We start from the raw sequence: 22,479 nt of genomic DNA, 5'->3' as shown, positions 1-22,479 counted from the left end.
TTGGCCAAGGGAAAGCCGACGCAGGCGGAACCTGCCTGCCGACTGTACCTCGTGACGCCGCCGGCCCTGGAGCCGGCGGCGTTCGCGCCGATTCTGGCGGAAGCGCTGGATGCGGGCGACGTCGCCTGCGTGCAGCTTCGCCTGAAGGACTGCCCCGAGGACGACATCCGCCGCGCCTGCGACGTGCTGCGCCCGGTCGCGCAGGAGCGTGAGGTCGCCTTCATCCTGAACGACCATCCCCGCCTTGCGCGGGAAACCGGTTGCGACGGCGTGCATGTCGGCCAGACCGACACCCCCTATCGCGACGCCCGCAAGATCATGGGCAACGACGCCATCGTCGGCGTCACCTGCCACGACAGCCGCCATCTCGCCATGATCGCCGGCGAGGAAGGGGCGGACGATGTCGCCTTCGGCGCCTTCTTCCCCACCGCCACAAAGACGGCCGAATACAAGGCCGAGCCGGATCTTCTTGAGCTGGTGGTCGGAGCTGATGGAGGTCCCCTGTGTCGCCATCGGCGGCATCACCGCCGAGAATTGCGCGCCGCTGGTCACCGCGGGCGCCGATTTCCTGGCCGTGGTCAACGCCGTCTGGGGCCATCCCCAGGGTCCCGGCGCCGGGGTCCGGGCGCTGAACGCCGCCATCGAGGCTGCACTGGCCGGTCCGGCCGGCTGACATCGACAGGCCGGCCGGATGTGTGTGTACCGGCCATGCTGAAACACAGCATGCAGGCTCCGCCGAATCATAGTATGCCGGCTCCGCCGATTTACGGATAGGCCGGCTCCGCCGGCGGTGCATCTACGCGGGTTTCCACACAATCATGGACCTCCTGACGCCCGAGTCGCTGGGCATCCTGTTCGCCGTCGGCCTGCTGGCCGGCTTCGTCGATTCGATTGCCGGCGGCGGCGGCCTGCTGACCATCCCGGCCCTGCTGGCCGCCGGCCTGTCCCCGGCGGAGGCCCTGGCGACCGGCAAGCTGCAATCCAGCTTCGGATCGCTGTCCGCCACCATCAAGTTCGTCCGCCGCGGCGAGGTCCATCCGGCGTCGATGCGGACGATGATCCTCTGCACCTTTGTCGGCGCCGGTGCCGGCGCGACGCTGGTGCAGATGCTCGATCCCAGCTTCCTGCGCGACGTCATCCCGATCCTGCTGATCGGCATCGCCCTCTATCTGCTGCTGTCGCCCAAGGCCGGCGACGTGGATGCCCACCAGCGCATCGGCGAGCATGCCTTCGCGCTCAGCATCGGCACCGGCATCGGCTTCTACGACGGCTTCTTCGGGCCGGGCACCGGCACCTTCTTCGCCATCGCCTTCGTCTCCTTGCTCGGCTACAACCTGCGCAAGGCGACCGCCCACACCAAGGTGCTGAACCTGACCAGCAACCTCGCATCGCTGCTGTTCTTCATCGCCGGCGGGCATGTGCTGTGGACGGTCGGGCTGGTGATGGGCGTCGCGCAATATATCGGCGCCCAGGCCGGCGCCCATATGGTGATCCGCAACGGTGCCCGAGTTGTGCGCCCGATGCTGGTGGTCGCCTCCATCGTCATCACCGCCAAGCTGGTCTGGACCGACGAGCACAACATCCTGCGCGAACTGTTCAGCGCCGCAGCCGCCTGGATCGCCTGACCATAGCTTGACAGGCGGCCTCCGCCGCCCCTGGATCCACGTATCTCCGCCGATATTCGACCGTCTTGCCGACACCGCCGTAGGGGTTAACCCCCATCCGGCGGCGCTCGCGCATGCGCCTCCGTCTTTTCCCCTTCCGATTTCGGCAAGGCTCCGCAAAGCTGTTCGTTGAGCCAACAAAAAGTGGTGGCGGCCCCTTTACGTAAGCGTCAGTTCGTGTATCATTGCGTCAATAACACAATTTGGGGAAGGAACGATGTCTCCGATGACGCTCAAGACACGCCTGATGACCGCCGCCGCCGCCATTGCGGTCACCGCGGCGACCGCCTCCACGGCCTTCGCCGCCGGTTTTGCGTTGAAGGAGCAGAGCGTATCGGGTCAGGGCACGGCCTATGCCGGCGTGACCGCCGGCGGCAACGGCGACGCCAGCTCGATGTTCTACAACCCGGCGACCATGGGGCTGGTGACCGGGATCGAGGCGGTGCAGACCGCCACCGGCGTCATCGTGAAGTCGAAGGTCGACAGCGCCAGCGCCAACCGCGCCCGGCGGCTGGGCGGCACCTCGATCAGCGGCAACGCCTCGCCCGGCGACATCGCCCAGGATGCACTGGTCCCCGCCGGCTACTTCGTCTATTCGATCGATGACGATCTGAAGGTCGGCATCTCGGCCAACGGCCCCTGGGGTCTGGTGACCGATTACGGCGACAGCTGGATCGGCCGCTATCACGGCATCCGTTCCGACCTGCGCACCTACAATTTCGCGCCGTCGGTGTCCTACCGCATCAACCCGATGATCACGCTGGGCGGCGGCGTCCAGATCCAGTATGCGAAGGCCAAGCTGTCGCAGTCGTCCGACTTCGGCGCCAGCCGCCTCGGCCGCCCCGGTTCGCTCGACGTGAAGAGCGACGTGACCGGCGACGACTGGGGCTGGGGCTTCACGCTCGGCGCCCTGATCGAGCCGGTGAAGGGCACCCGCGTCGGCCTCGCCTACCGCTCGGCGGTCAAGCACACGCTGACCGGCAGCATCTCCTTCACCGGCCTGCCGGCGCCGCTGGCCGGTGCCCTGCCCGCCCAGAGCGCCAGCGCCGACCTGACCACGCCGGACATCGCCTCCATCGGCCTGTACCACGAGGTCAACGACCGCTGGGCGGTGATGGCGGACGTGCAGTGGACCAACTGGTCGCGCTTCCGCGAACTGCGCGTCAACATCGCCAATCCGGCGCTCAACTCCGTGACGGAGGAGCACTGGAAGGACACTTGGTATTACGCGCTCGGCACCTCCTACAAGGTGACCGACAAGCTGACGCTGCGCGCCGGCGTCGCCTTCGACCAGGGTTCGGTCGACGTCGAGTACCGCACGCCGCGCATTCCGGAACAGAACCGCTACTGGCTGTCGGCCGGTGCCGGTTATCAGGTCACCGACAATCTGCGCGTCGACGCCGCCTACTCGCACGTCTTCATTCCGAAGACCTCAGTCGCCCTCACCGACGACCTGACCGGCCCCGAAGCCGGCCGCGGCAACCTGAACGCGGACTACAAGAGCAGCATCGACCTGATCGGCCTGCAGGCGAAGTTCACGTTCTAAGCATAGAACAACGGCGCCGCAAAATTCTCATTTGCGGCGCCTTCTTCTTAGAGCTTGCGCTCTGATAAATTACCACCACTAGAGTCTGAAGATTGAACTCTCACTCTTTGCAACATTTGATCTTGAAGCGCAGTTATTGTTGCATCTATTGCTCCAAGAGTTAGTTCAACAAATTTCTCTTTCTCTATTATATAACCAGACTCTGATCTCTTCTTTATCTCTTTATCTACCGTTTTTTCTGAGCTATATTTTTTATCAAACTCGAAGATTTTCTTGAACATCTCCTCGACTTCTTTTTTTGAATTACTAGATTTTGCGACAGACAACCTATCGTCTCCGAAGTTTGATAAATTATCGATTATTACAGCACTTGATAGACTCTCCAAAATCTTTATTAACTTGCCCTGTCAAATATCCTTCCGTGTGGTTAGCCTTAATGTCTTGTGCCGGAGCTGCCAAGTAGAAAAGGCTCCCAATATTCCCTCCAACAGAAGGAAATCTTGACGAAAATCTTTGATGTTTTCTAACTATTGGCCGTATATAGGCTTCGAAAGCTCTGTCGATTATATTGAGCTTTTTTACAATATCTTCATCAGAATCAGGAATTGTGAAATCGATTCTATTAATCAACCCATAAACTCCGGATTTTAGATCGCTCCTCATCGACTCAGTTATATAGATGATAAAGTCAGTAGTTCTGTCTAGCCCCATTGGCCTTTCATCAATTCTAGTGGCGAGCTGAGACAGCCTTCTATCAACATCCTTAAGATCAGAGCTTAGAACTACGAGAGTGTAAGCTGCAGCAACTACAGGAAAACCTAGCATTCCAACAAGATAAACCAGAGATCTAATCTTCTGGAACACCTATCAAGTCATATCTTCTTTCAGTAACATCTTTATGATCAACAATCTGATCATTGCCTCGATTTCCATCCATAACTGTCTCAGACATTCTTATAAACTCACATGCAATTCATATTGCAGAAGATAAGCAGCGCGGCGCAAGCGCCGCCGTCATTTATTGTGCTTTGATTAATATATTCTAATTATCTGATTAAGGAAATGCTTTTTGCAACCGGCAGCCACAGCACCTGCTCGATGCTCTCGGCGCCGCTGCACAGCATTGCCAGCCGGTCGAAGCCCATGGCGATCCCGCTGCTCTGCGGCATGCCATGCTCCAGCGCCGCCAGGAAATCCTCATCCACCGGGAAGCGCTCGCCATCGAGCCGTTCCTTCAGCGCCATGTCCGCCTCGAAGCGGGCGCGCTGCACCGCCGGGTCGGTCAGCTCGCCGAAGGCGTTCGCCAGTTCCAGCCCGCAGGCATACAGCTCGAAGCGCTCCGCCAGCCGCGGGTCCTCCGGCTTCGGCCGCGACAGCGCCGCCATGCACAGCGGATAGTCGGTCAGCACGCAGGGCACGCCTTCGCCCAGATGCGGCTCGATCCGGTCGAACATGATGCGGAAGACGATGTCCTCCCAGCGGTCGCCGTGATGGGGCGCGATGCCGATGCGCGCCGCCTCCGCCGCCAGCGCCGCCGGGTCGGGATCGTGGCTGCCGTCGTAGGTCGCCATCAGGTCGATGCCGGCATAGTCGTGAAACGCCTCAGGCACGGTCAGGATTCGCCAGGGCGCGAAGGGATCGCAGGTCATGCCGCGGAAGCCGAAGCTCCGCCGCCCGCCGGCCTCGGCCCCGGCGCACAGCAGGTCCCGGCAATCGTCGATCAGCGTGCGGTAGCCCTCGCCCGCGCGGTACCATTCCAGCATCGAGAATTCCGGCGCGTGCGTCCCCGACCGTTCGCCGTTGCGGTAGACATGGGCCAGCTGCCACAGCCGCGGCACGCCCTGCGACCAGCAGCTTCTTCATGGCGAATTCCGGGCTGGTGTGCAGGTAGAGCCGCCGGCTGTCGTCGGGGTGCGGTCCCCGCAGTTCGGTGGCGAAGGCCTGGAGATGCGGCTCCATCCCCGGCGACACCTGAAGGGCCGGCGTGTCGACCTCGATGAAGGCCAGCTCCTCGAACACGCGGCGGACGGCGTTCAGCACCCGGCCGCGCGCCGCCAGATAGGGCCGGCGGCGGGCAAGCGCCTCGGGATGCCAGGGGGGAAGTTCGGCGGATCGGAGGGGGGCGGACATGTCGGCGCGCTCTTGATGGACGGTCGAAAGGGGTACGGCCGCATCAGAGCATCGACGGCCGGCGTACTCAAGCCGGCTTGGGATTGGTCGCAGCCGCGGCCTGTGATAAACTCCGCCCATCACCACCGAACCGCCGGGGCGGCACGGCTGGAACACTGAACAGGGCCGGGAAAAGCGTTTCAAACGTTCCAAACGTCCCATTGCTGGAGCCGTTCTAAACCCGGCGGGCCGGTTTGGCGAAGAATCGCCTGTCAATCGGCCGGATTGCGCGCCGTCATCGTTCCGCGCCGTTGCCTACAGGCGGTCAAGCTGGTAGGGTCCGCGCCGCCCATATTTCTGGAAGTCATGAGTAAGCCATGAAGGTCAATGCCAACACGATGCGCCCCGGCCATGTGCTGGAGCACAACGGTAAGCTCTGGGTCATCACCAAAACCGCCATCGTGCAGCCTGGCAAGGGCGGCGCCTTCATCCAGCTGGAAATGAAGGACGTTCGCACCGGCAACAAGTCGATCGAGCGGTTCCGCACCCAGGAGACCGTTGAGCGCGCTCGCCTGGACGAGCATGAGATGACCTTCCTCTTCGCCGAAGGTGACAGCTTCACCTTCATGGACAAGGAAAGCTTCGAGCAGGTCGCCATCCCGCGCGACATCATCGGCGAACCGGCCGTCTTCCTCCAGGACGGCATGGAAGTCACCGTGCAGAGCCACGAAGGCTCGCCGCTGGGCGTCGAGATTCCCGGCAAGGTCACGCTGCTGATCACCGAGTCCGACCCGGTGGTGAAGGGCCAGACGGCCTCTTCGTCCTACAAGCCGGCCAAGCTGGAGAACGGCGTGTCGATCCTGGTTCCGCCGCACATCGAGGCCGGGACCCGCGTCGTCGTCGACACCGCCAGCGGCGAATACGTCGAGCGCGCCAAGGACTGATCCTTTCCAAGGTCCGTGCCTGCCATCACCGGTCTTCGCCATGCGCGGAGGCCGGTGTATTGTTTTCTGGTTCCTGCTGCACGAAACGGTACACCAACACCCATGGCCACCCGCTCCGCTCTCATCAACGTCATGGTCCGCGCCGCCGAAAAGGCCGCCCGGGGTCTCGTCCGCGACTTCGGCGAGGTCGAACACCTCCAGGTGTCGCGCAAGGGGCCCGCGGACTTCGTGTCCGCCGCCGACCTGAAGGCCGAACGCACCCTGCGCGAGGAATTGCAGAAGGCGCGGCCCGAATTCGGCTTCCTGATGGAGGAGCGGCGCGTCCAAGGGCAGCGATGCCGAGGCGCGCTGGATCGTCGATCCGCTCGACGGCACCACCAACTTCCTGCATGGCCTGCCGCACTGGGCGATCTCCATCGGTGCCGAGCGCAACGGCGAGATCGTCGCCGGCGTGATCTACGCTCCCATCGGCGACCAGCTGTTCTGGGCCGAAAAGGGCGTCGGCGCGTACGTCAACCACACCCGCCTGCGCGTGTCAGAGCGCCGCCGGCTGGAGCATCGCGTGATCGCCACCGGCATCCCGTTCAAGGGCCGCGGCGACCACGCCACCTTCCTGAAGGAACAGGAAGCGGTGATGAAGGAGGTTGCGGGCATCCGCCGCTTCGGCGCCGCCTCGCTCGACCTCGCCTACACCGCCGCCGGCCAATTCGACGCCTATTGGGAACGCGGGCTGGCTCCCTGGGACTGCGCGGCCGGCGTGCTCATGGTCACCGAGGCCGGCGGTTTCGTCGGCGAGATCGAGGGCGGCCGCAACCCGGTCTTCACCGGCAACGTCCTGGCGGCCAACAGCCACCTCCAGGTTCCGGTTTCCCGCCTGTTGAAGTCCGCCAAGGGCTGACCTCCGCCCCGCCCGCTCCGCCGCCTTCCCGAACGGAGACGGCGGATGAGCGGTTGTGGCTGGAGCGATCGATAGGCTATGGTTTGCGGGACAAAGGTTTAACGGGACACATCGTTTTGCGCCGCTGGGGACACGCCGACCGCAAGCACCTTGCCGCCGCCGCTCTGTGCGCGGTCTGGACGCTCTCTCCGGCTGCCCTGTCGGCGGCTGCCCCGGCCAGCAACGCCGCTGCGACTCCTGCCGCGACGCCCGCCGGCCTGACGCTGGAGAATGCGGTCCCCCTGTCGGTCCCGCCGCGGCCCAGCCTGCGCACCCCCGCCGCCGGTCAAGGCGCCGCCGCGCCTCACCCTGCCGCAGCCGCTCGAAGCGCCGCCGCCGCCGTCCTTGACCGAAGGCCCGGCCCAGCCGGCTCCGCGGTCGACCACCGCCCGCAACCAGCCTCCGGCCGCCGTTCCCGCCCAGCCGCAGCAGCCCGCAGCCCAGGGGACGCCCGCCGCTCCGGCGCCCGTCACGCCGGCTCCGGCCGCGCCGCGGACCGACACGGCCGCACTACCCCCTCCCCCGGAGGCGGCACCTCCGGCGGCTAGCCTGCCACCTTCGAGCGTTTTGAGCCTTGTGTTCCCGGCCGATGCCACCAATCTGCCGGATGCGGCGGACGCCGTGGTCGACCGGATCGTCGAGCGGTTGCGCGCCAGCGACACCGCGAGGCTCCAGCTTCGCTCCTACGCCAGCGGCACGCCGGATACGGCGCGCGAGGCACGGCAGCGGGCGCTGGCCCGGGCGCTGGCATTGCGCGAGCGGCTGACCGCTTTCGGGATCCGCAGCACCCGCGTCGATGTCCGTGCGCTGGGCCTGGACGAGGGCGGTGGGGTTCCCGACCGCATCGACGCCGTCTTTCTGAACGAGTAGCGCCCACACCGTGCGCGAGGTCTGATCGGAACACCCCTTCGGAGCATCATGACCGCCATAATCCCGACGACCTCGACCGCAGGAGGTATCCGCCCTCATGACACGCCCGGAGCGGTTCCTGACCCGGATGATCCTGTTCCTGGTCGTGGTCTGCGCGGTGACCGGCCTGCTGTTCCCCGCCTTGCGCTCGGCCTTCCTCAACAACGCCCCGCTGAACGGCGTCATTCTGGCGACCTTGCTCGCCGGCATCGCCTTCATCTTCCGGCAGGTCCTGATGCTCCGTCCCGAAGTGGCGTGGCTGGAGCAGTACCAGAGCGGCGTCGCCCCCGCATCCCTTCAGGAGCCGGTTCTGCTGGCGCCGATGGCGCGCATGCTGGGCGAGCGGCGCGGCCGGCTGACCCTGTCGGCGCTGTCGATGCGCTCGATGCTGGACGGCATCGCCTCGCGCCTCGACGAATTCGCGGGAGCTGTCGCGCTATCTGATCGGCCTGCTGATCTTCCTCGGCCTGCTCGGCACCTTCTGGGGCCTGCTGCACACCGTGCAGTCGGTGGGCGGCGTCATCGGCAGCCTGTCGGTGCAGGGCGGCGACGTCGGCAGCATGTTCTCCCGGCTGCAACAGGGGCTGGAAGCGCCGCTGGTCGGCATGGGCACCGCCTTCTCCTCCTCGCTGTTCGGTCTGGCCGGATCGCTGGTGCTGGGCTTCCTCGAACTCCAGGCCAGCCAGGCCCACAACCGCTTCTTCCAGGATCTGGAGGACTGGCTGTCCAGCGCCACCCGCCTGTCGAGCGGGGCCGCCGGCGGGCTCGAGTTCGGGCGACCATGCCGCGTCGGCCTATCTGACCGCCCTGCTGGAGCAGACCGCCGAGAACCTCGATTCGCTCCAGCGCACCGTCGCCACCGCCGAAGAGGGACGGCGCGCCGCCAACGCCAATTTGATGGCGCTGACCGAGCGGCTGTCGAGCCTGACCGACCATATGCGGGCCGAACAGCAGCTTCTCCTGCGCCTTGGCGAGAATCAGCTGGAGGTGAGGGGTCTGCTCGACCGGCTGGCGGAGAATTCCGGCGCCGGCTTCGACGACGCCTCGCGCCAGCATCTCCGCAACATGGACATCTACCTTGCCCGCATCGTCGAGGAATCCTCCAACGGACGGGTCCAGGCGGTGCAGGAGATCCGCAGCGAGATCAAGCTGCTGGCCCGCACCATCGCAGCACTCGCCGAAGAAGCCGACCAGCAGCCGCGCTGATACCCAGACCGTCACAGGCCAACGCCGGGAGCATCCATGGCCAGCATCAGCCGCCGCAACGGCCACCGCGACGCCAGCGCCTGGCCCGGCTGGGTCGACGCCCTGTCGTCGCTGGTGATGGTCGTCATCTTCCTGCTGATGGTCTTCGTCGTGGCGCAGTTCTACCTCGCCACCGCCCTGACCGGCCGCGACGAGCAGCTGACCGCCCTCAATCACAAGATCGCGGAGATGAACGACCTGCTGGCGATGGAGCGTGACGCCAACGCCGACCTGCGCGTCAACATCACCCAGCTGTCGACCGAGTTGCAGACCTCCGTCACCACCCGCGACGACATGACCCTGAAGCTGAGCCAAGTTCAGGAGGACCGCGACCGCACCGCTCGCACACTGGAAGAGCTCCAGCGCAATGTCCGCGTCGACCGCGAATCGCTGGACCTCAAGCTGAAGGAGATCCTCAGCCTCCAGGCCGACATCAAGGCCCTGCGCGACGCCCGGCAGAAGCTGGAAGGTGAGCTGGCCGCCGCCATGGCCGCCACCAAGCTGACCGAACAGCAGCGCCAGGCCCTGCTGGCCGAACTCGGCACCACCCGCGACCGGGCCAAGGCCCTGGAATCGGAGCTGGCGTCGGCCGCCGAGAAGACGATGCTGGCGCAGAAGGAGATCGACCAGCGCGACATCCGCCTGAAAGGGCTGGAGTCGCAGCTGGCCGGCAGCCGTACCCAGGCCCAGAAGGATCTGGAGCAGCGCGACCTGCGCATCCGCGACCTGATGGCCTCCCTGACCGGCGAGCAGGCGGAGGGCACCAAGAGCAAGCAGCAGATCGACCTGCTGAACCAGCAGTTGCTGGCGCTCCGCGACCAGCTCGCCCGCATCGGTGCGGCGCTGGAGACGTCGGAGAAGGCGTCGGCAGAGCAGAAGGTGCAGATCGCCGAGCTGGGCGCCCGGCTCAATCAGGCGCTCGCCGCCAAGGTCCAGGACCTCGCCCGCTACAAGTCGGAGTTCTTCGGCCGCGTCCGCGAGGCGCTGGGCAGCCGGCCGGACGTGCGGATCGTCGGTGACCGCTTCGTCTTCCAGTCGGAACTGCTGTTCCCGTCCGGATCCGCGACGCTGGAGGAGGCCGGCAAGCAGCGATTGGCCGACCTCGCCCGCACCCTGATCGAGATCGGCAAGGCGATTCCCTCCGACATCAACTGGGTCCTTCGGGTGGACGGCCACACCGATATCAAGCCGGTGCGCTTCCAGTTCGCCTCCAACTGGGAACTGTCCTCGGCCCGCGCGCTGTCGGTGGTCAAGTTCCTGATCGACCAGGGCATCCCGGCGGAGCGGCTGGCGGCCGCCGCCTTCGGCGAGTTCCAGCCCATCGACCCCGGCACCTCGGACGAGGCGCTGGCGAAGAATCGCCGCATCGAGATCAAGCTGGACCAGCGCTGAGCGGAACCCAGCCGCGCGGCTGGCTGTTTTCCTTCCATCGACGCTCTTGTCGACATGAGGAATCAGCCATGATGAAGACTGTCTTTGCTGCCCTTTCGGTCGCAGTCCTGGCCGGCGGTATCGCCGCCCTGCCGCACCCGGCCGAGGCGAAGGGATGCGTGAAGGGTGCCGCCGTCGGCGGCGTCGCCGGCCATATGGTCGGGTCGGGCCATGGGGTGGCGGGCGCCGCGCTCGGCTGCGCGGTCGGCCATCACGAAGCCAAGAAGAAGGATGAGGCCGCCAAGAAGCAGGCCGAGCAGCAGCAGGACCAGCACGGCAACAACCAGCCGCCGAAGTGAGCGCTGTCAGGTAAGCGTTTTCAGGCGGGATGGAGCGGCTATGGACCTGGTCTAGGCCTGCCACTCCTCCCGCAGGATGGCGTAGAGGACATGATCACGCCATGCGCCGTCGATGCGCAGGTAACCACGGGCATAGCCTTCGTGGGAAAAGCCGACCTTTTCCAGCAAACCGCGGCTCGGCAGGTTGGTCGGCAGGCAGGCGGCCTCGACCCGGTGCAGGCCGAGCTGGCCGAAGGCGAACTCCAGGGCCAGCCGGGTGCCGCCGGAGACATAGCCGTTGCGGGCGTAGGGCTGTCCGGCCCAGTAGCCGAGCGTCCCCATCTGCGCCACGCCGCGGCGGATGTTGGTGAGGCCGAGCCCGCCGACAAGAGCGTCGGTCCCCCGGTCGAAGATCAGGAAGCTGTAGCCGAGATCGTCCCGCCACTCCTGCGCCTGCCGCCGCAGCCGCCGGGCGAAGGCGGTGCGCGTCAGGGCATCGGCCGGCCAGGTGGGCTCCCAGGGCGTCAGGAAGCCGCGCGAGGCGGCCCGAAGATCGGCCCATTCCCGCCAGTCGCGGGGCAAAGGCGGCCGGATGTAGCAATGCGATCCGTCGAGCCGGATCGCGGGAGGACTGATGAGGCCGCTGCCGAGAAGGCGGATCATTGAGTGACCACCCTTCCTCTCCCGCCTTCGCTCAGGAGAAGAGGGATCCGCATCCCGGTCCATCCACGCAGTGCAACCCCCTCACCCCGCCCCTCTCCCCGGGGGGGAGAGGGGGACGAGTGCGGGTGGGAAGTGGGGACCGCCACCGTCTTCATCGTCAGGCGAGGCGCTCCGCGATGCGGTCGTAGCTTTCCAGCTTGGCGATGGGGCCGAGAGCGGCCACGGTCGGACGGCTGGCGCGCAGGCGGGACGCCGCCTTGACCACAGACTCGCGGTCGACGCCGTCGATCTTCGCCACGATCTCTTCAACCGGAACTGGGCGGTCGTAGATCAGGACCTGCTGGCCCAGCTGCTCGCAGCGCGACATGGTGCTTTCCAGCGCCATCAGCGTGCCGGCCTTCAGCTGGGCGCGGGCGCGGGCGACCTCGTCCTCGGTGACGTCGGCGCCGACCTTGGCAATCTCGTCGCAGACGACGGGAACCAGCTCCGCCACCTCGTCCTCGCCGGTGCCGGCATAGACGCCGAACAGGCCGCCGTCATGATAGCCGCCGGTGAAGGTGTAGATGGAATAGACCAGCCCGCGCTTCTCCCGCACCTCCTGGAACAGGCGGGACGACATGCCGCCGCCGAGCAGGGTGGAGAGCACCGAGTGGGCGTAGAAGTCGGGGTCGTGCACCCCCACCCCGTCGAAGCCGAGCACGAGGTGCATCTGCTCCAGGTCACGGTCCTCGCGGAAATCGCCGCCGGTGTAGCGGGCGGTCTCCGGCTTGGGCGGTGCGCCGCTCGGCAGGTCGCCGAAGGCCTTCATGGCGAGGTCGACCATCCGGTCATGCTCGATCCGGCCGGCGGCGCTCAGCACCATGCCGGGGGCACCGTAATGGCCGACGATGTAGTCGACCAGCGCCTCGCGCGGCAATGCGCCGACGATCTCCGCCGAGCCCAGCACCGGACGGCCGATGGCCTGCCCCGGATAGGCGGTGGACTGGAAATGGTCGAAGATGATGTCGTCGGGCGTGTCGGCGCTCTGGCCGATCTCCTGCAACACCACCGTGCGCTCGCGCACCAGCTCCTCGGCGTCCAGCGTGGAGTGCTGGATCATGTCGGAGAGGATGTCGAGTGCCAGCGGCGCATCCTCGTGCAGGACCTTGGCGTAATAGGCGGTCTGCTCGCGGGTGGTGTAGGCGTTCAGCTGGCCGCCGACATTCTCGATCTCCTCGGAGATGCGGAAGGCCGAACGGCGCCGGGTGCCCTTGAACAGCATATGCTCGACGAGGTGGGCGACGCCATTGACGCTCGCCGCCTCGTTGCGGGTGCCCACCCCGACCCAGCAGCCGAGCGAAACGGACTGCACGTCGGGCATGGTGTCGGTCGCGACGCGAAGCCCGTTGGGCAACGTCGTCACACGAATGGAACTCATGCGGCCTCCTGGGCGGCGCGGGCGCGCTTGGTGACGAAGTCCTGGACCGCCGCCAGATCGTTCGGCAGGTCGGACAGGCGCTCCTCGCGCACATAAAGATCGGACAGGCGCGGCGGCAGGTCCGGCCGGCGGCCGGTCGCCTTTTCCACCGCGTCGGGGAACTTGGCGGGATGGGCGGTGGCGAGAACCACCATGGGAACGGTCGGATCGGCCCGGCCGGCGGAAACCGCCGCCTTGGCCGCCCCGATGCCGACCGCCGTGTGCGGGTCGAGCAGATAGAGGCTGTCCTTCCAGACGTCCGCAATGGTCGCCATGGTGGCGGCCTCGTCCACCCGGTGGCCGGAGAAGATGGCCAGCGCGCGGGCGAGCTGCGCGTCGGTCACCGCGAACCTGCCCTCGGTGCGGAAGCGGTTCAGCGCCGCCGTCACCGCGGTGCCGTCGCGGTCGAGCAGGTCGAACAGCAGCCGCTCGAAGTTGGAAGAGATCTGGATGTCCATGCTGGGAGACAAGGTAGGCACGACAGGCGCCGCGACCATGCTCCCACTGGCGAAAAAGCGCGCCAGGATGTCGTTGCTGTTGGATCCCACCACCAGCGTCTCGATCGGCAGCCCCATGGAGCGGGCGCCATAAGCGGCATAGACATTGCCGAAATTGCCGGTCGGCACGGTGAAGGCGATCTTGCGGTCCGGGACGCCCAGCGCAACGGCAGCAGTGAAGTAATAGACGATCTGGGCCATGATGCGCGCCCAGTTGATCGAGTTCACCGCCGACAGCCCCATCCGGTCGCGGAAGGCGCCGTCGTTGAACATCGCCTTAACGAGGTCCTGGCAATCGTCGAAGGTGCCGTCCAGCGCGATGTTGTGGACGTTGGACGACAGCACGCTGGTCATCTGGCGGCGCTGCACCTCGGACGTGCGGCCCTTGGGATGCAGGATGAAGATGTCGACGTTCTGGCGGTCGCGGCAGGCCTCGATGGCGGCCGAGCCGGTGTCGCCGGAGGTGGCGCCGACGATGGTCACCCGCTGCCCGCGCTTGGCCAGCACATGGTCGAACAGGCGGCCGAGCAGCTGCAGCGCCACGTCCTTGAAGGCGAGCGTCGGCCCGTGGAACAGCTCCAGCACCCAGGTGGTCGGGTCGATCTGCACCAGCGGGGTCACCGCGGCATGGTCGAAGCTGGCATAGGCGTCACGGACGATGGCGCGGAACTCGTCCTCGGCGATGGAGCCGCCCAGGAAGGGCAGCATCACCCGGACGGCGATCTCGCTGTAGGGCAGCCCGCGCATGGCGCGGATGTCGTCGGCCGTGAACTGCGGCCAGGTCTCCGGCACATAGAGGCCGCCGTCGCGCGCCAGCCCGGCAAGAAGGACGTCCTCGAAACCCAAGACCGGGGCCGCGCCCCGCGTGCTGACGTACCGCACCGCTTACACTCCGTCCGATGAAGTGGGCATAGTTAGCGAGGACCCCGCCCGCACGCAAGCGGTGCGGGACGCACGGCGCATATTCCCGATGGTGGGGGCGCCCGACGGCTTCGGGTAGAACGCTTGAAACACCATGAAACGGTTTCGTGGGGTGTGTTCAGTGTTCAATCCGGCCCGACCCGTGCGGCTCCGGATGGACGGCATGGAACAGAGTGAAACGGTTCCCCGGAGATGTTCCATCGTTCCATCCCGGCCCGATCCTCTCACGCAGCCTCCTCGACCACCTCGTCGGCACCGCGCCGGCGCACCAGCGAGGCGGCGCGTTCCCCGACGGGAGTCGAACCCGTGTCGCCGCCGTGAAAGGGCGGTGTCCTAGGCCTCTAGACGACGGGGACGTCGTTCGCGGTGACGCGCTTTCTAAAGATCGGAGCCGCCGAGCGCAAGCGCTTTTTTGCATCCTCCGATACTTTTTGCGCCCTGCCTGCCCCCATTCCCCACCCCCATGCCCCGCCAGTGCTCAGGCCGAGCGCGCCGGTGCCGCGTCGTCGATCAGCAACTGGACCCCTTCGGAGCCGTTCCAGCGGTCGATGCGCAGGACGCCGGCAAGATGGAACGGCGTGCCGCGGCCGGTCAGCAGGGCCTGGCCCATGTCGCTGTCGAGCGCGCGGAAGGCGATGGCCTTCAGCCGGGCACCGTCATTGCCTTGCAGGATGCAGCGGACATGGTTGGCGCCCACCACGTCGGCACGCACGACGCGGGCATCGGCGATGGCGAAGCGCGGCTCGGAATTGCCGGTGCCGTAGGGGCCGAGCTTGTCGAGCATCGTCACCAGACCGACGCTGGCGCCACCGACCGACAGGGCGCCGTCCAATTCCAGCGTCGGCACCAGCGGGGCGGACGCCACCTGTTCGGAGATACGGCTGTGCAGGAAGTCGCGCAGCGCATCGATCTTGTCGCCGGCCACGGTGAAGCCCGCCGCCATGCGGTGGCCGCCGCCGGCCAGCAGCAGCCCCTCCTGCCGGGCGGCGATCACCGCCGAGCCGAGATCGACGCCACGGACGGAACGGCCGGACGCCTTGCCGATGACGGTGCCGTCGGCGGTTTCCTCCAGCGCCACCACGCAGGCCGGGCGGCTGTAGCGCTCCTTCAGCCGGGCGGCGACGATGCCGATGACGCCGGGATGCCAGCCGGCGCCGGTGACGAAGACCAGATCGGTCGTGCGCCCGGCCTCGGCGGCGACGCGCTCCAGCGCCTCGTCGAGGACCGCCTGCTCGATGGTGCGGCGTTCTGCGTTGTGGCCTTCCAGCCGCTGGGCCAGTTCCATCGCCTCGATGGGATCATCGGTGGAGAGCAGGCGGGCACCGAGGTCAGACGCCCCCACCCGGCCGCCGGCATTGACGCGCGGCCCGAGGACGTAGCCGGCATGGTAGGCGTCCGGCTTCTCCTTCACCCCCGCCACGTCGGACAGGGCGGCGAGGCCGGGGTTGGCGCGCCGCGCCATCACCTTCAGCCCCTGCGCGACCAGCGCGCGGTTCAGCCCGGTCAGCGGCACCACGTCGCACACCGTGCCGAGTGCCACGATGTCGAGCCACTCCATCAGGTTGGGCTCCGCCCGGTCGCGGTAGAAGCCGGTTGTCCGCAGCACCCGGTTGATGGCGACGATGGTGATGAAGGTGACGCCGGCGGCGCAGAGCGTGCGGTAGGCGCCGTCCTCGTCCAGCCGGTTGGGGTTGACCAGCGCGACGGCGGGGGGCAGGCGCGGTTCGGCGGCATGGTGGTCGAGCACGACGACATCCAGCCCGGCCTCGGCTGCCGCCTCCAGCGCCGCGAAGGCGGAAATGCCGCAATCGACGGTCACCACCAGCCGCACCCCCTCCCCTTTCAGGCGAAGCAGCGCCGGGGCGTTGGGGCCGTACCCCTCGGTGATGCGGTCGGGGACATAGACGCGGATGTCGGCGCCGAGCGCGCGGAAGAAGCGGCGCAGCAGGGCGGCGGAGGTGGCGCCGTCGACGTCATAGTCGCCGAAGACGGCCACCGGCTCGCCGTCGCGGATGGCCCGCCCGATGCGCTCGGCCGCCGGGTCCATGTCGCGGAAGCGCGACGGATCGGGCAGCAGCGCCTTCAGCGTCGGGTTGAGGAAGGTCTCGCAGCTGTCCTCGGTGACGCCGCGGGCGGCCAGCACCCGGCCGACGATCTCCGGCAGCCCACGCCCCTGGGTGAGAGCCTGCGCCTGCCGCTCGTCGCAGGGCCGCGCCTGCCAGCGCTTGCCGGACAGGGAGTGGGCGACGTTGAGGAAGGCGGCGGGCTCGGTCATGGCGGTGCTGCACGGTCTCTCTGGGATGGGGGCACAGCCATAGCAGAGATGGGGGCGCGGCGCACGGGTGGGTATGGACAGGGGTGGGATGTGGCCGTGGGAGTGGAGGTGGGCGGCTTTAAGCCGCCCGCATCCACACCGCGGTGTCGTGGAACGCCGCACCGCCGGCCGGCGGCACCGGCTCCGGCGAGGTCAGGCTGTTGATGCCCATGCCCTCGACGAAGGCGCTGTTGGGCCAGATGCCCTCGACGATCACCACGCCGCGCGGCACACCGGCGAAGGACTTAGCATGGACCACCACGCTGCCCTGTGGGTTGCCCAGCCGCACCGCGTCGCCGTCGGCCAGAGCCAGACCGGCGGCATCGTCCGGATGGATCAGGGCGGTGGGACGGCCTTCGCGCTTCTGGGCGGTCAGCGTCTCGGTGAAGGAGGTGTTGAGGAACTGGCGGGCCGGGGCGGTGACGAGACGGAACGGGTGATCCGCATCGGCGTCGCGGGCCGGGGGCATATGGTCGGGCAGCTCCGGCATGCCGCCATAGGGGCCGAGCGCCGCCCAGTCGGGGGCGAAGCGGAACTTGGCGTCGGGATGGGCGAAGCCGTTGAGGAAATGCGAGGTCTCGAAATCCGGCTGGGCGTCGATCCAGCGGTCGGCGGTCAGCGTCGCCGCGTCGCCGAGGTCGGACGCCTTCAGCATGGCGTCGATGATTTCCAGCGCGGTCATGCCGAATCCCGGATGCTCGGCGCCGACGCGGCGGGCGAGTTCGCTGATGACCCAATGGTTCTCGCGCGCCTCGAACTGCGGCTCGATCACCTTGCGGCCGATCAGGATGTGCATCTGGCCGCCGCCGCGGTAGATGTCGTCATGCTCCAGGAAGGTGGTGGCGGGAATCACCAGATCGGCCAGCTTGGCTGTGTCGGTCATGAACTGCTCATGCACCGCCACGAACAAATCCTCGCGCAGGAAGCCCTGGCGGACGCGGTTGGAATCCGGGCAGATCGTCACCGGGTTGGTGTTCTGGATCAGCATCGCCGTCACCGGCGGGCCGCTGGTCAGGTCGCGCGGGTCACCGGTCAGGACAGCGCCGATGCGCGACTGGTCGAAGCTGCGCACCGACTTGTCGAGACGGTCCAGCCCCTCCGACAGGGTCTTGTCCAGCTTGTAGATGCCGGACGAGCAGTAGAGCGCGCCGCCGCCCTTGTGCTGCCACGCCCCGGTCACCACCGGCAGGCAGGAGACGGCATGGACCTGCGCCGCCCCATTGTGGGCGCGCGACAGGCCGTAGCCGACGCGCAGGTAGCTGCGCTTCGTGGTGCCGTAGAGGCGGGCGAACTCTTCGATCTCCGCCACGGTCAGGCCGGTGATGGATGCTGCCCAGTCCGGGGTGCGGCTGGCGAGATGCGCCTCCAGCGCCCCGGTATCGCCGGCCAGCCGGGCCAGATAGGCGCGGTCGGCGTAACCGTCGCGGAACAGCACATGCATCACCGCACAGGCCAGCGCCCCGTCGGTGCCCGGCCGCAGCATCAGGTGCAGGTCGGAGACCTCGGCCGTGCCGGTGCGGTAGGGGTCGATGGTGACCAGCTTCGCCCCGCGGCCCTTCCGGGCGCGGCTGACATGGGTCATCACGTTGACCTGGGTCGCCACCGGGTTGCCGCCCCAGTTGACGATCAGGTCGCTTTCCGCCATCTCGCGCGGGTCGGCGCCGCGGATGTCGCCATAGCCGGCGAGCCAGCCCATGTTGGCCGGGGTGTCGCAGACCGTGCTGGTCTGGCGCGAATAGCCCTTGGCATGGCGCAGGCGCTGGATGCCGCCGCGCTGCACCAGACCCATGGTGCCGGCGTAGAAATAGGGCCAGACGGCTTCTGGGCCGTAGGTCCGCTCGGCGGTCAGGAAGGCGTCGGCGATGCGGTCCAGCGCCTCTTCCCAGCCGATCGGCTTCCATTGCCCGGAGCCCTTGGGGCCGCTGCGCAGCAGCGGGGTCTTCAGCCGGTCCGGCGAATGCACGCGCTCGGCATAGCGGCTGACCTTCGCGCAGATGACACCGGCGGTGTAGCTGTTCTCGGCGGCGCCGCGCACCTTGCCGATGCGGTCGGGGGCGAGGCGTTCCACCTCCAGCGCGCAGGTGCTGGGGCAATCGTGCGGACAGGCGGTGGGCAGGAACTGGGCCGACAAGGCTAACCTCTGGTCTGGCTGGCGGCGGGGTGGCCCAAAGTTTAGGCCCTGCCCCACGCCGGCTTCAATGCGCAACAATGTATGGGTACAAAAAAGCGGGGCCGCGAAGTCCCTTGTCCGGACTTCGCGGCCCCTGCCGATTTTAGCGAGAAAATCCCCTGGCGACTTGCGGCTTTACATGAAGCCGAGCAGGCGCGGGAACCACAGCGTGATCGCCGGGACATAGGTGACGAGGCCGAGGAAGATCAGCATCGTCAGCAGCCACGGCCACACCGCCACCGTCAGCTCGGTGATGCCCATCTTGGTGATGCCCGAGGCGACGTAGAGGTTCAGGCCCACCGGCGGGTGGCACATGCCGACTTCCATGTTCACGATGATCAGGATGCCGAAATGCACCGGGTCGATGCCCAGCTTCATGGCGACCGGGAACAGGATCGGCGCCATGATCAGGACGATGGACGACGGCTCCATGAAGTTGCCGGCGGCCAGCAGGATGATGTTCACCACCAGCAGGAAGACCCACACGCCCATGTTCTGGTCGAGGATCCAGGCCGCCATGTTCTGCGGGATCTGCTCCGACGTCATCAGGAAGGAGAAGAGCACCGCGTTGGTGATGATGTAGAGCAGCATCGCCGACATGCTGGCGCTGTCCAGCAGCACCTTCGGCACGCGGCGGAGCGGCATGTCCTTGTAGACGAAGACCGCGACGACGAAGGCATAGACCGCGGCCATCGCCGCCGCCTCGGTCGGGGTGAAGATGCCGCTGTAGATGCCGCCCATGACGACGATGATCAGCAGCAGGCCCCAGAAGCTTTCGCGCAGGGCGTGCATGCGCTGGGCAAAGCTGGCCTTGGGCAGGCGCGGATAGCCGAACTTGCGGGCACGGAACCAAGTGGTGAAGCCGAGGAAGCAGGCCAGCATGATACCCGGCACCACGCCGGCGATGAACATCTGGCCGATGGAGGCGGCCTGCGGGTGGCCGGTGGTGGCGACGCAGTACATCACCATGACGATGGACGGCGGGATCAGGATGCCGAGCGCGCCCGAGGTGGTGACGATGCCGGCGCCGAAATTCTTCGGGAAGCCCTGCGCCACCATGGCCGGCAGGATGATCGAGCCGATGGCGACCACCGTGGCCGGGCTGGAGCCAGACACCGCCGCGAACAGCGCACAGGCCATCACGCCGGCAAGGCCGAGGCCGCCGTGCCAGTGGCCGACCATCGAAGTGGCGAAGTTGATCATGCGGCGCGCGACGCCGCCATGGGTCAGGAAGTTGCCGGCCAGGATGAAGAACGGGATCGCCATGATCTCGAACTTCTCGATGCCGGTGAACAGCTTCAGGGCCACGGCGTCGATCGGCACGTCGGTCATGAAGAACAGGAAGGACAGAACGGTCAGGCCGAGCGAGATGGAGATCGGCATGCCGGTGAGCATGAGGGCCAGCAGAAGCCCGAAGATGATGGCGGCGTTCATGCCGGGCCTCCTTCCTTGGCGGCTTCGACCGGGTCGATGCCGTCGACCTGGGCGTGGTCGTGATGGGGCAGTTCACCGGTGCGGACGAAGGTCCAGGCGACCTGGAGGAAGCGGAAGCACATCAGGTAGGAGCCGAGCGGCACCGCCAGATAGATGATCCACATCGGCCATTCCAGATCGGCCGACACCTGCTCGGTCTCGGAGATGTGGTAGACGAAGCGGGCACCCAGCGACCCGACGATCAAGGTGAACAGCGCGCCGGCACCCAGCCCGAACAGCACGAACTTGGCACGCAGGTGCGGTTCCATCCGGTTGATGATGACGTCGACGCCGACATGGATGCCGGTGCGCACGCCATAGGCGGCGCCGAACTTGGCCATCCACACGAACATGTAGATGCACAGCTCCTGCGCCCAGGCGAGGTTCCAGTGCAGCACATAGTCCTGGATGTAGGGAACGCCGGAGAAATAGCGGTGGACGACGGACGCGAAGATGACGAGCGTCGCCCCGGCCATGAGCGACGCGATCAGCGTCTCCTCAAGCCGGTCGAGTAGTTTCATGAGCATGTCGGGGGGATCTCCCGGTCGGCGGAGATGGTCTTAAAGGCTGGATAGCCGCAGCACGACCCTTAGCGCTTCAGTCGGCCGTCATCCCCGCGCAGGCGGGGATCCAGGCGGCTGCCGGAGCGGAATGGATCGTCGAAGCTGGATTCCCGCCTGCGCGGGGATGACGGCCGGACAGTGTGGATGCCGGTTTGGAGTGGACGACGCCTTCCGGTGGAATGGCGTCGCCCGCCCTCAAATCACATCTTGAAGCCGGCCGCGGCCAATTCCTTGTAGATCGCTTCGATCAGGTCCTTGCCGACGCGGGATTCGGCGTCCTTGTGGACCGGCTTCAGGGCCTTGACCCAGGCTTCGCGCTCTTCCTTGGTCTGGGTGTGGAACTCGGTCTTGCCGGACGCCTTCATCTGGGCCAGCGCAACGTCGTTCTCGTTCTGGGCAATGTCGTTGGCGTAGTCGGTCGCCTCCTTCATCGCCTCTTCCAGCTTGCCGCGGACGTCGGCAGGCAGGCCTTCCCAGAACTTCTTGTTCACGATGACCGCATAGCCGAGATAGCCGTGGTCGGTCAGGGTGGCGTTCTTCTGAACCTCGTGCATCTTCTGGGTGTACATGTTGGACGGCGGGTTCTCCGTGCCGTCGACGACGCCGGTCTGCAGCGCTTGGTACACTTCGGAGAAGGCCATCACCTGCGGCAGGGCGCCCAGCGCGCGCATCTGGGCGTCCAGAACCTTGGACGACTGGATGCGCATCTTCAGGCCCTTCACGTCCTCCGGCTTGATGAGCGGCTTGTTGGCGCTCATGATCTTGAAGCCGTTGTCCCAGTAGGCCAGCCCGACGATGCCCTTGGACTCCAGCTTCTGGAACAGCTTCTTGCCGATCTCGCCCTTGGTGACGCGCTGGAGGACTTCCTTGCTCGGGAAGATGTAGGGCAGGTCGAAGACCTCGAATTCCTTCGCGCCCAGCGGGCCGAACTTGGCCAGCGACGGGGCCAGCATCTGGACGGCGCCCAGCTGCAGCGCCTCAAGCTCTTCCTTGTCCTTGTAGAGCTGGCTGTTCGGATAGACCTCGATCTTCACCTTGCCGGCGGTCAGCTTCTCGGCCAGTTCCTTGAACTTCTCGGCACCCTTGCCCTTCGGCGTCTCCGGCGCGACGACGTGGCTGAACTTGATCACGATCTGGTCCTGGGCCCAGGCCGTCGAAATCGCCATCGGCGCCGACATCATGCAGCCGACCGCCGCCGCGCACAGGAGCTTCACGAGTTTCATAGGTGCGTCCCCCTCTGGTATTCATTGTAGACGGGACTGACTGTTCGGCCCCGTACTTGTTGCGCATTGTTCATGATCGGACGGATTGCGGCTATTGTGGATATCCGCAAAGTCGGCCTATTCCACTTTCGTACGG

Annotated in this window: 19 protein-coding genes, 1 tRNA gene and 3 pseudogenes; 10 read left to right on the top strand and 13 right to left on the bottom strand. The window is 66.5% G+C overall.

The genetic code is table 11. The annotated features are described in order from the left end of the window. The 3 genes and pseudogenes from thiE to ACWPN3_RS27985 all read left to right on the top strand — a co-directional run bounded on the left by thiE (position 1) and on the right by ACWPN3_RS27985 (position 3,210). Positions 1–673, top strand: a pseudogene (gene thiE, locus ACWPN3_RS27995) (thiamine phosphate synthase). Between the two features lie 145 nt (positions 674–818). Beyond that, positions 819–1,625, top strand: a complete 807-nt coding sequence (locus ACWPN3_RS27990) for a TSUP family transporter (RefSeq protein ID WP_109450346.1) — start codon at positions 819–821, stop codon at positions 1,623–1,625. A 265-nt stretch (positions 1,626–1,890) separates the two neighbouring features. Continuing rightward, entirely contained in the window at positions 1,891–3,210 is a 1,320-nt protein-coding gene (locus ACWPN3_RS27985) for an OmpP1/FadL family transporter (RefSeq protein WP_247873205.1), read from the top strand. 47 nt (positions 3,211–3,257) lie between these two features. Here the strand turns inward: ACWPN3_RS27985 and ACWPN3_RS27980 are convergent, their stop codons facing one another. The 4 genes and pseudogenes from ACWPN3_RS27980 to ACWPN3_RS27965 form a co-directional block, all read right to left on the bottom strand. Then, complete coding sequence (locus ACWPN3_RS27980; protein WP_492261862.1) at positions 3,258–3,491, bottom strand: hypothetical protein; 234 nt, start codon at positions 3,489–3,491, stop codon at positions 3,258–3,260. 70 nt (positions 3,492–3,561) lie between these two features. Next, entirely contained in the window at positions 3,562–4,074 is a 513-nt protein-coding gene (locus ACWPN3_RS27975) for a hypothetical protein (protein ID WP_492261861.1), read from the bottom strand. Positions 4,075–4,256: 182 nt separating this feature from the next. Further along, positions 4,257–5,048 carry an EF-P lysine aminoacylase GenX gene (locus tag ACWPN3_RS27970; RefSeq protein ID WP_492261860.1) on the bottom strand — a complete coding sequence of 264 codons (792 nt, stop codon included), beginning with the start codon at positions 5,046–5,048 and terminating at the stop codon, positions 4,257–4,259. 67 nt (positions 5,049–5,115) lie between these two features. Then, a pseudogene (locus ACWPN3_RS27965) lies at positions 5,116–5,340 on the bottom strand (EF-P lysine aminoacylase EpmA); the annotation flags it as partial. A gap of 356 nt (positions 5,341–5,696) precedes the next feature. Between ACWPN3_RS27965 and efp the strand changes: the two are divergent. The 7 genes and pseudogenes from efp (at position 5,697) to ACWPN3_RS27930 (ending at position 11,084) form a co-directional block, all read left to right on the top strand. Beyond that, the gene (gene efp, locus ACWPN3_RS27960; RefSeq protein ID WP_109048864.1) at positions 5,697–6,263 is read left to right on the top strand and encodes an elongation factor P; all 567 of its coding nucleotides are present in this window, start codon (positions 5,697–5,699) and stop codon (positions 6,261–6,263) included. Between the two features lie 102 nt (positions 6,264–6,365). Continuing rightward, a pseudogene (locus ACWPN3_RS27955) lies at positions 6,366–7,161 on the top strand (inositol monophosphatase family protein). 270 nt (positions 7,162–7,431) lie between these two features. After that, complete coding sequence (locus ACWPN3_RS27950) at positions 7,432–8,070, top strand: OmpA family protein (protein WP_492261859.1); 639 nt, start codon at positions 7,432–7,434, stop codon at positions 8,068–8,070. A 97-nt stretch (positions 8,071–8,167) separates the two neighbouring features. Next, the gene (locus tag ACWPN3_RS27945; protein WP_492261858.1) at positions 8,168–8,911 is read left to right on the top strand and encodes a hypothetical protein; all 744 of its coding nucleotides are present in this window, start codon (positions 8,168–8,170) and stop codon (positions 8,909–8,911) included. Between the two features lie 95 nt (positions 8,912–9,006). Further along, positions 9,007–9,315, top strand: a complete 309-nt coding sequence (locus ACWPN3_RS27940) for a hypothetical protein (RefSeq protein WP_492261857.1) — start codon at positions 9,007–9,009, stop codon at positions 9,313–9,315. Positions 9,316–9,351: 36 nt separating this feature from the next. Continuing rightward, positions 9,352–10,746 (top strand): peptidoglycan -binding protein, encoded by a 1,395-nt coding sequence (locus ACWPN3_RS27935; protein ID WP_492240205.1) that lies wholly within the window; start codon positions 9,352–9,354, stop codon positions 10,744–10,746. Between the two features lie 68 nt (positions 10,747–10,814). Continuing rightward, positions 10,815–11,084 (top strand): hypothetical protein, encoded by a 270-nt coding sequence (locus ACWPN3_RS27930; protein ID WP_247873206.1) that lies wholly within the window; start codon positions 10,815–10,817, stop codon positions 11,082–11,084. Positions 11,085–11,135: 51 nt separating this feature from the next. On the opposite strand, the gene ACWPN3_RS27925 is transcribed toward ACWPN3_RS27930, so the two are convergent. The 9 genes from ACWPN3_RS27925 to ACWPN3_RS27885 all read right to left on the bottom strand — a co-directional run bounded on the left by ACWPN3_RS27925 (position 11,136) and on the right by ACWPN3_RS27885 (position 22,343). Beyond that, positions 11,136–11,726 carry a GNAT family N-acetyltransferase gene (locus ACWPN3_RS27925; protein WP_492240204.1) on the bottom strand — a complete coding sequence of 197 codons (591 nt, stop codon included), beginning with the start codon at positions 11,724–11,726 and terminating at the stop codon, positions 11,136–11,138. A 157-nt stretch (positions 11,727–11,883) separates the two neighbouring features. Continuing rightward, positions 11,884–13,143 carry a M16 family metallopeptidase gene (locus ACWPN3_RS27920; RefSeq protein WP_492240203.1) on the bottom strand — a complete coding sequence of 420 codons (1,260 nt, stop codon included), beginning with the start codon at positions 13,141–13,143 and terminating at the stop codon, positions 11,884–11,886. Next, positions 13,140–14,561, bottom strand: coding sequence for a threonine synthase (thrC, locus tag ACWPN3_RS27915; RefSeq protein WP_492240202.1), 1,422 nt, complete (start codon positions 14,559–14,561; stop codon positions 13,140–13,142). Before thrC ends, ACWPN3_RS27920 begins: the two co-directional genes overlap by 4 nt. A gap of 321 nt (positions 14,562–14,882) precedes the next feature. After that, positions 14,883–14,956, bottom strand: a tRNA-Glu gene (locus tag ACWPN3_RS27910). Between the two features lie 122 nt (positions 14,957–15,078). After that, complete coding sequence (gene recJ, locus ACWPN3_RS27905; RefSeq protein WP_492240200.1) at positions 15,079–16,875, bottom strand: single-stranded-DNA-specific exonuclease RecJ; 1,797 nt, start codon at positions 16,873–16,875, stop codon at positions 15,079–15,081. A 118-nt stretch (positions 16,876–16,993) separates the two neighbouring features. Next, entirely contained in the window at positions 16,994–19,045 is a 2,052-nt protein-coding gene (locus ACWPN3_RS27900) for a molybdopterin oxidoreductase family protein (protein WP_492240199.1), read from the bottom strand. 174 nt (positions 19,046–19,219) lie between these two features. Then, positions 19,220–20,518: a TRAP transporter large permease gene (locus ACWPN3_RS27895; protein ID WP_109450369.1), complete on the bottom strand. Its 1,299-nt coding sequence runs from the start codon at positions 20,516–20,518 to the stop codon at positions 19,220–19,222. Then, positions 20,515–21,084 carry a TRAP transporter small permease gene (locus ACWPN3_RS27890; protein WP_199237694.1) on the bottom strand — a complete coding sequence of 190 codons (570 nt, stop codon included), beginning with the start codon at positions 21,082–21,084 and terminating at the stop codon, positions 20,515–20,517. The genes ACWPN3_RS27895 and ACWPN3_RS27890 overlap by 4 nt, the downstream gene beginning before the upstream one ends. A gap of 236 nt (positions 21,085–21,320) precedes the next feature. Beyond that, positions 21,321–22,343, bottom strand: a complete 1,023-nt coding sequence (locus ACWPN3_RS27885; protein ID WP_492240198.1) for a TRAP transporter substrate-binding protein — start codon at positions 22,341–22,343, stop codon at positions 21,321–21,323. Positions 22,344–22,479: the final 136 nt, after the last annotated feature.

The sequence above is a fragment of the Azospirillum sp. UENF 111221 genome (genome assembly GCF_058780625.1).
The sequence above is the reverse complement of the archived record's forward strand: the minus strand, read 5'-3'. Positions and strand labels throughout refer to the sequence as shown.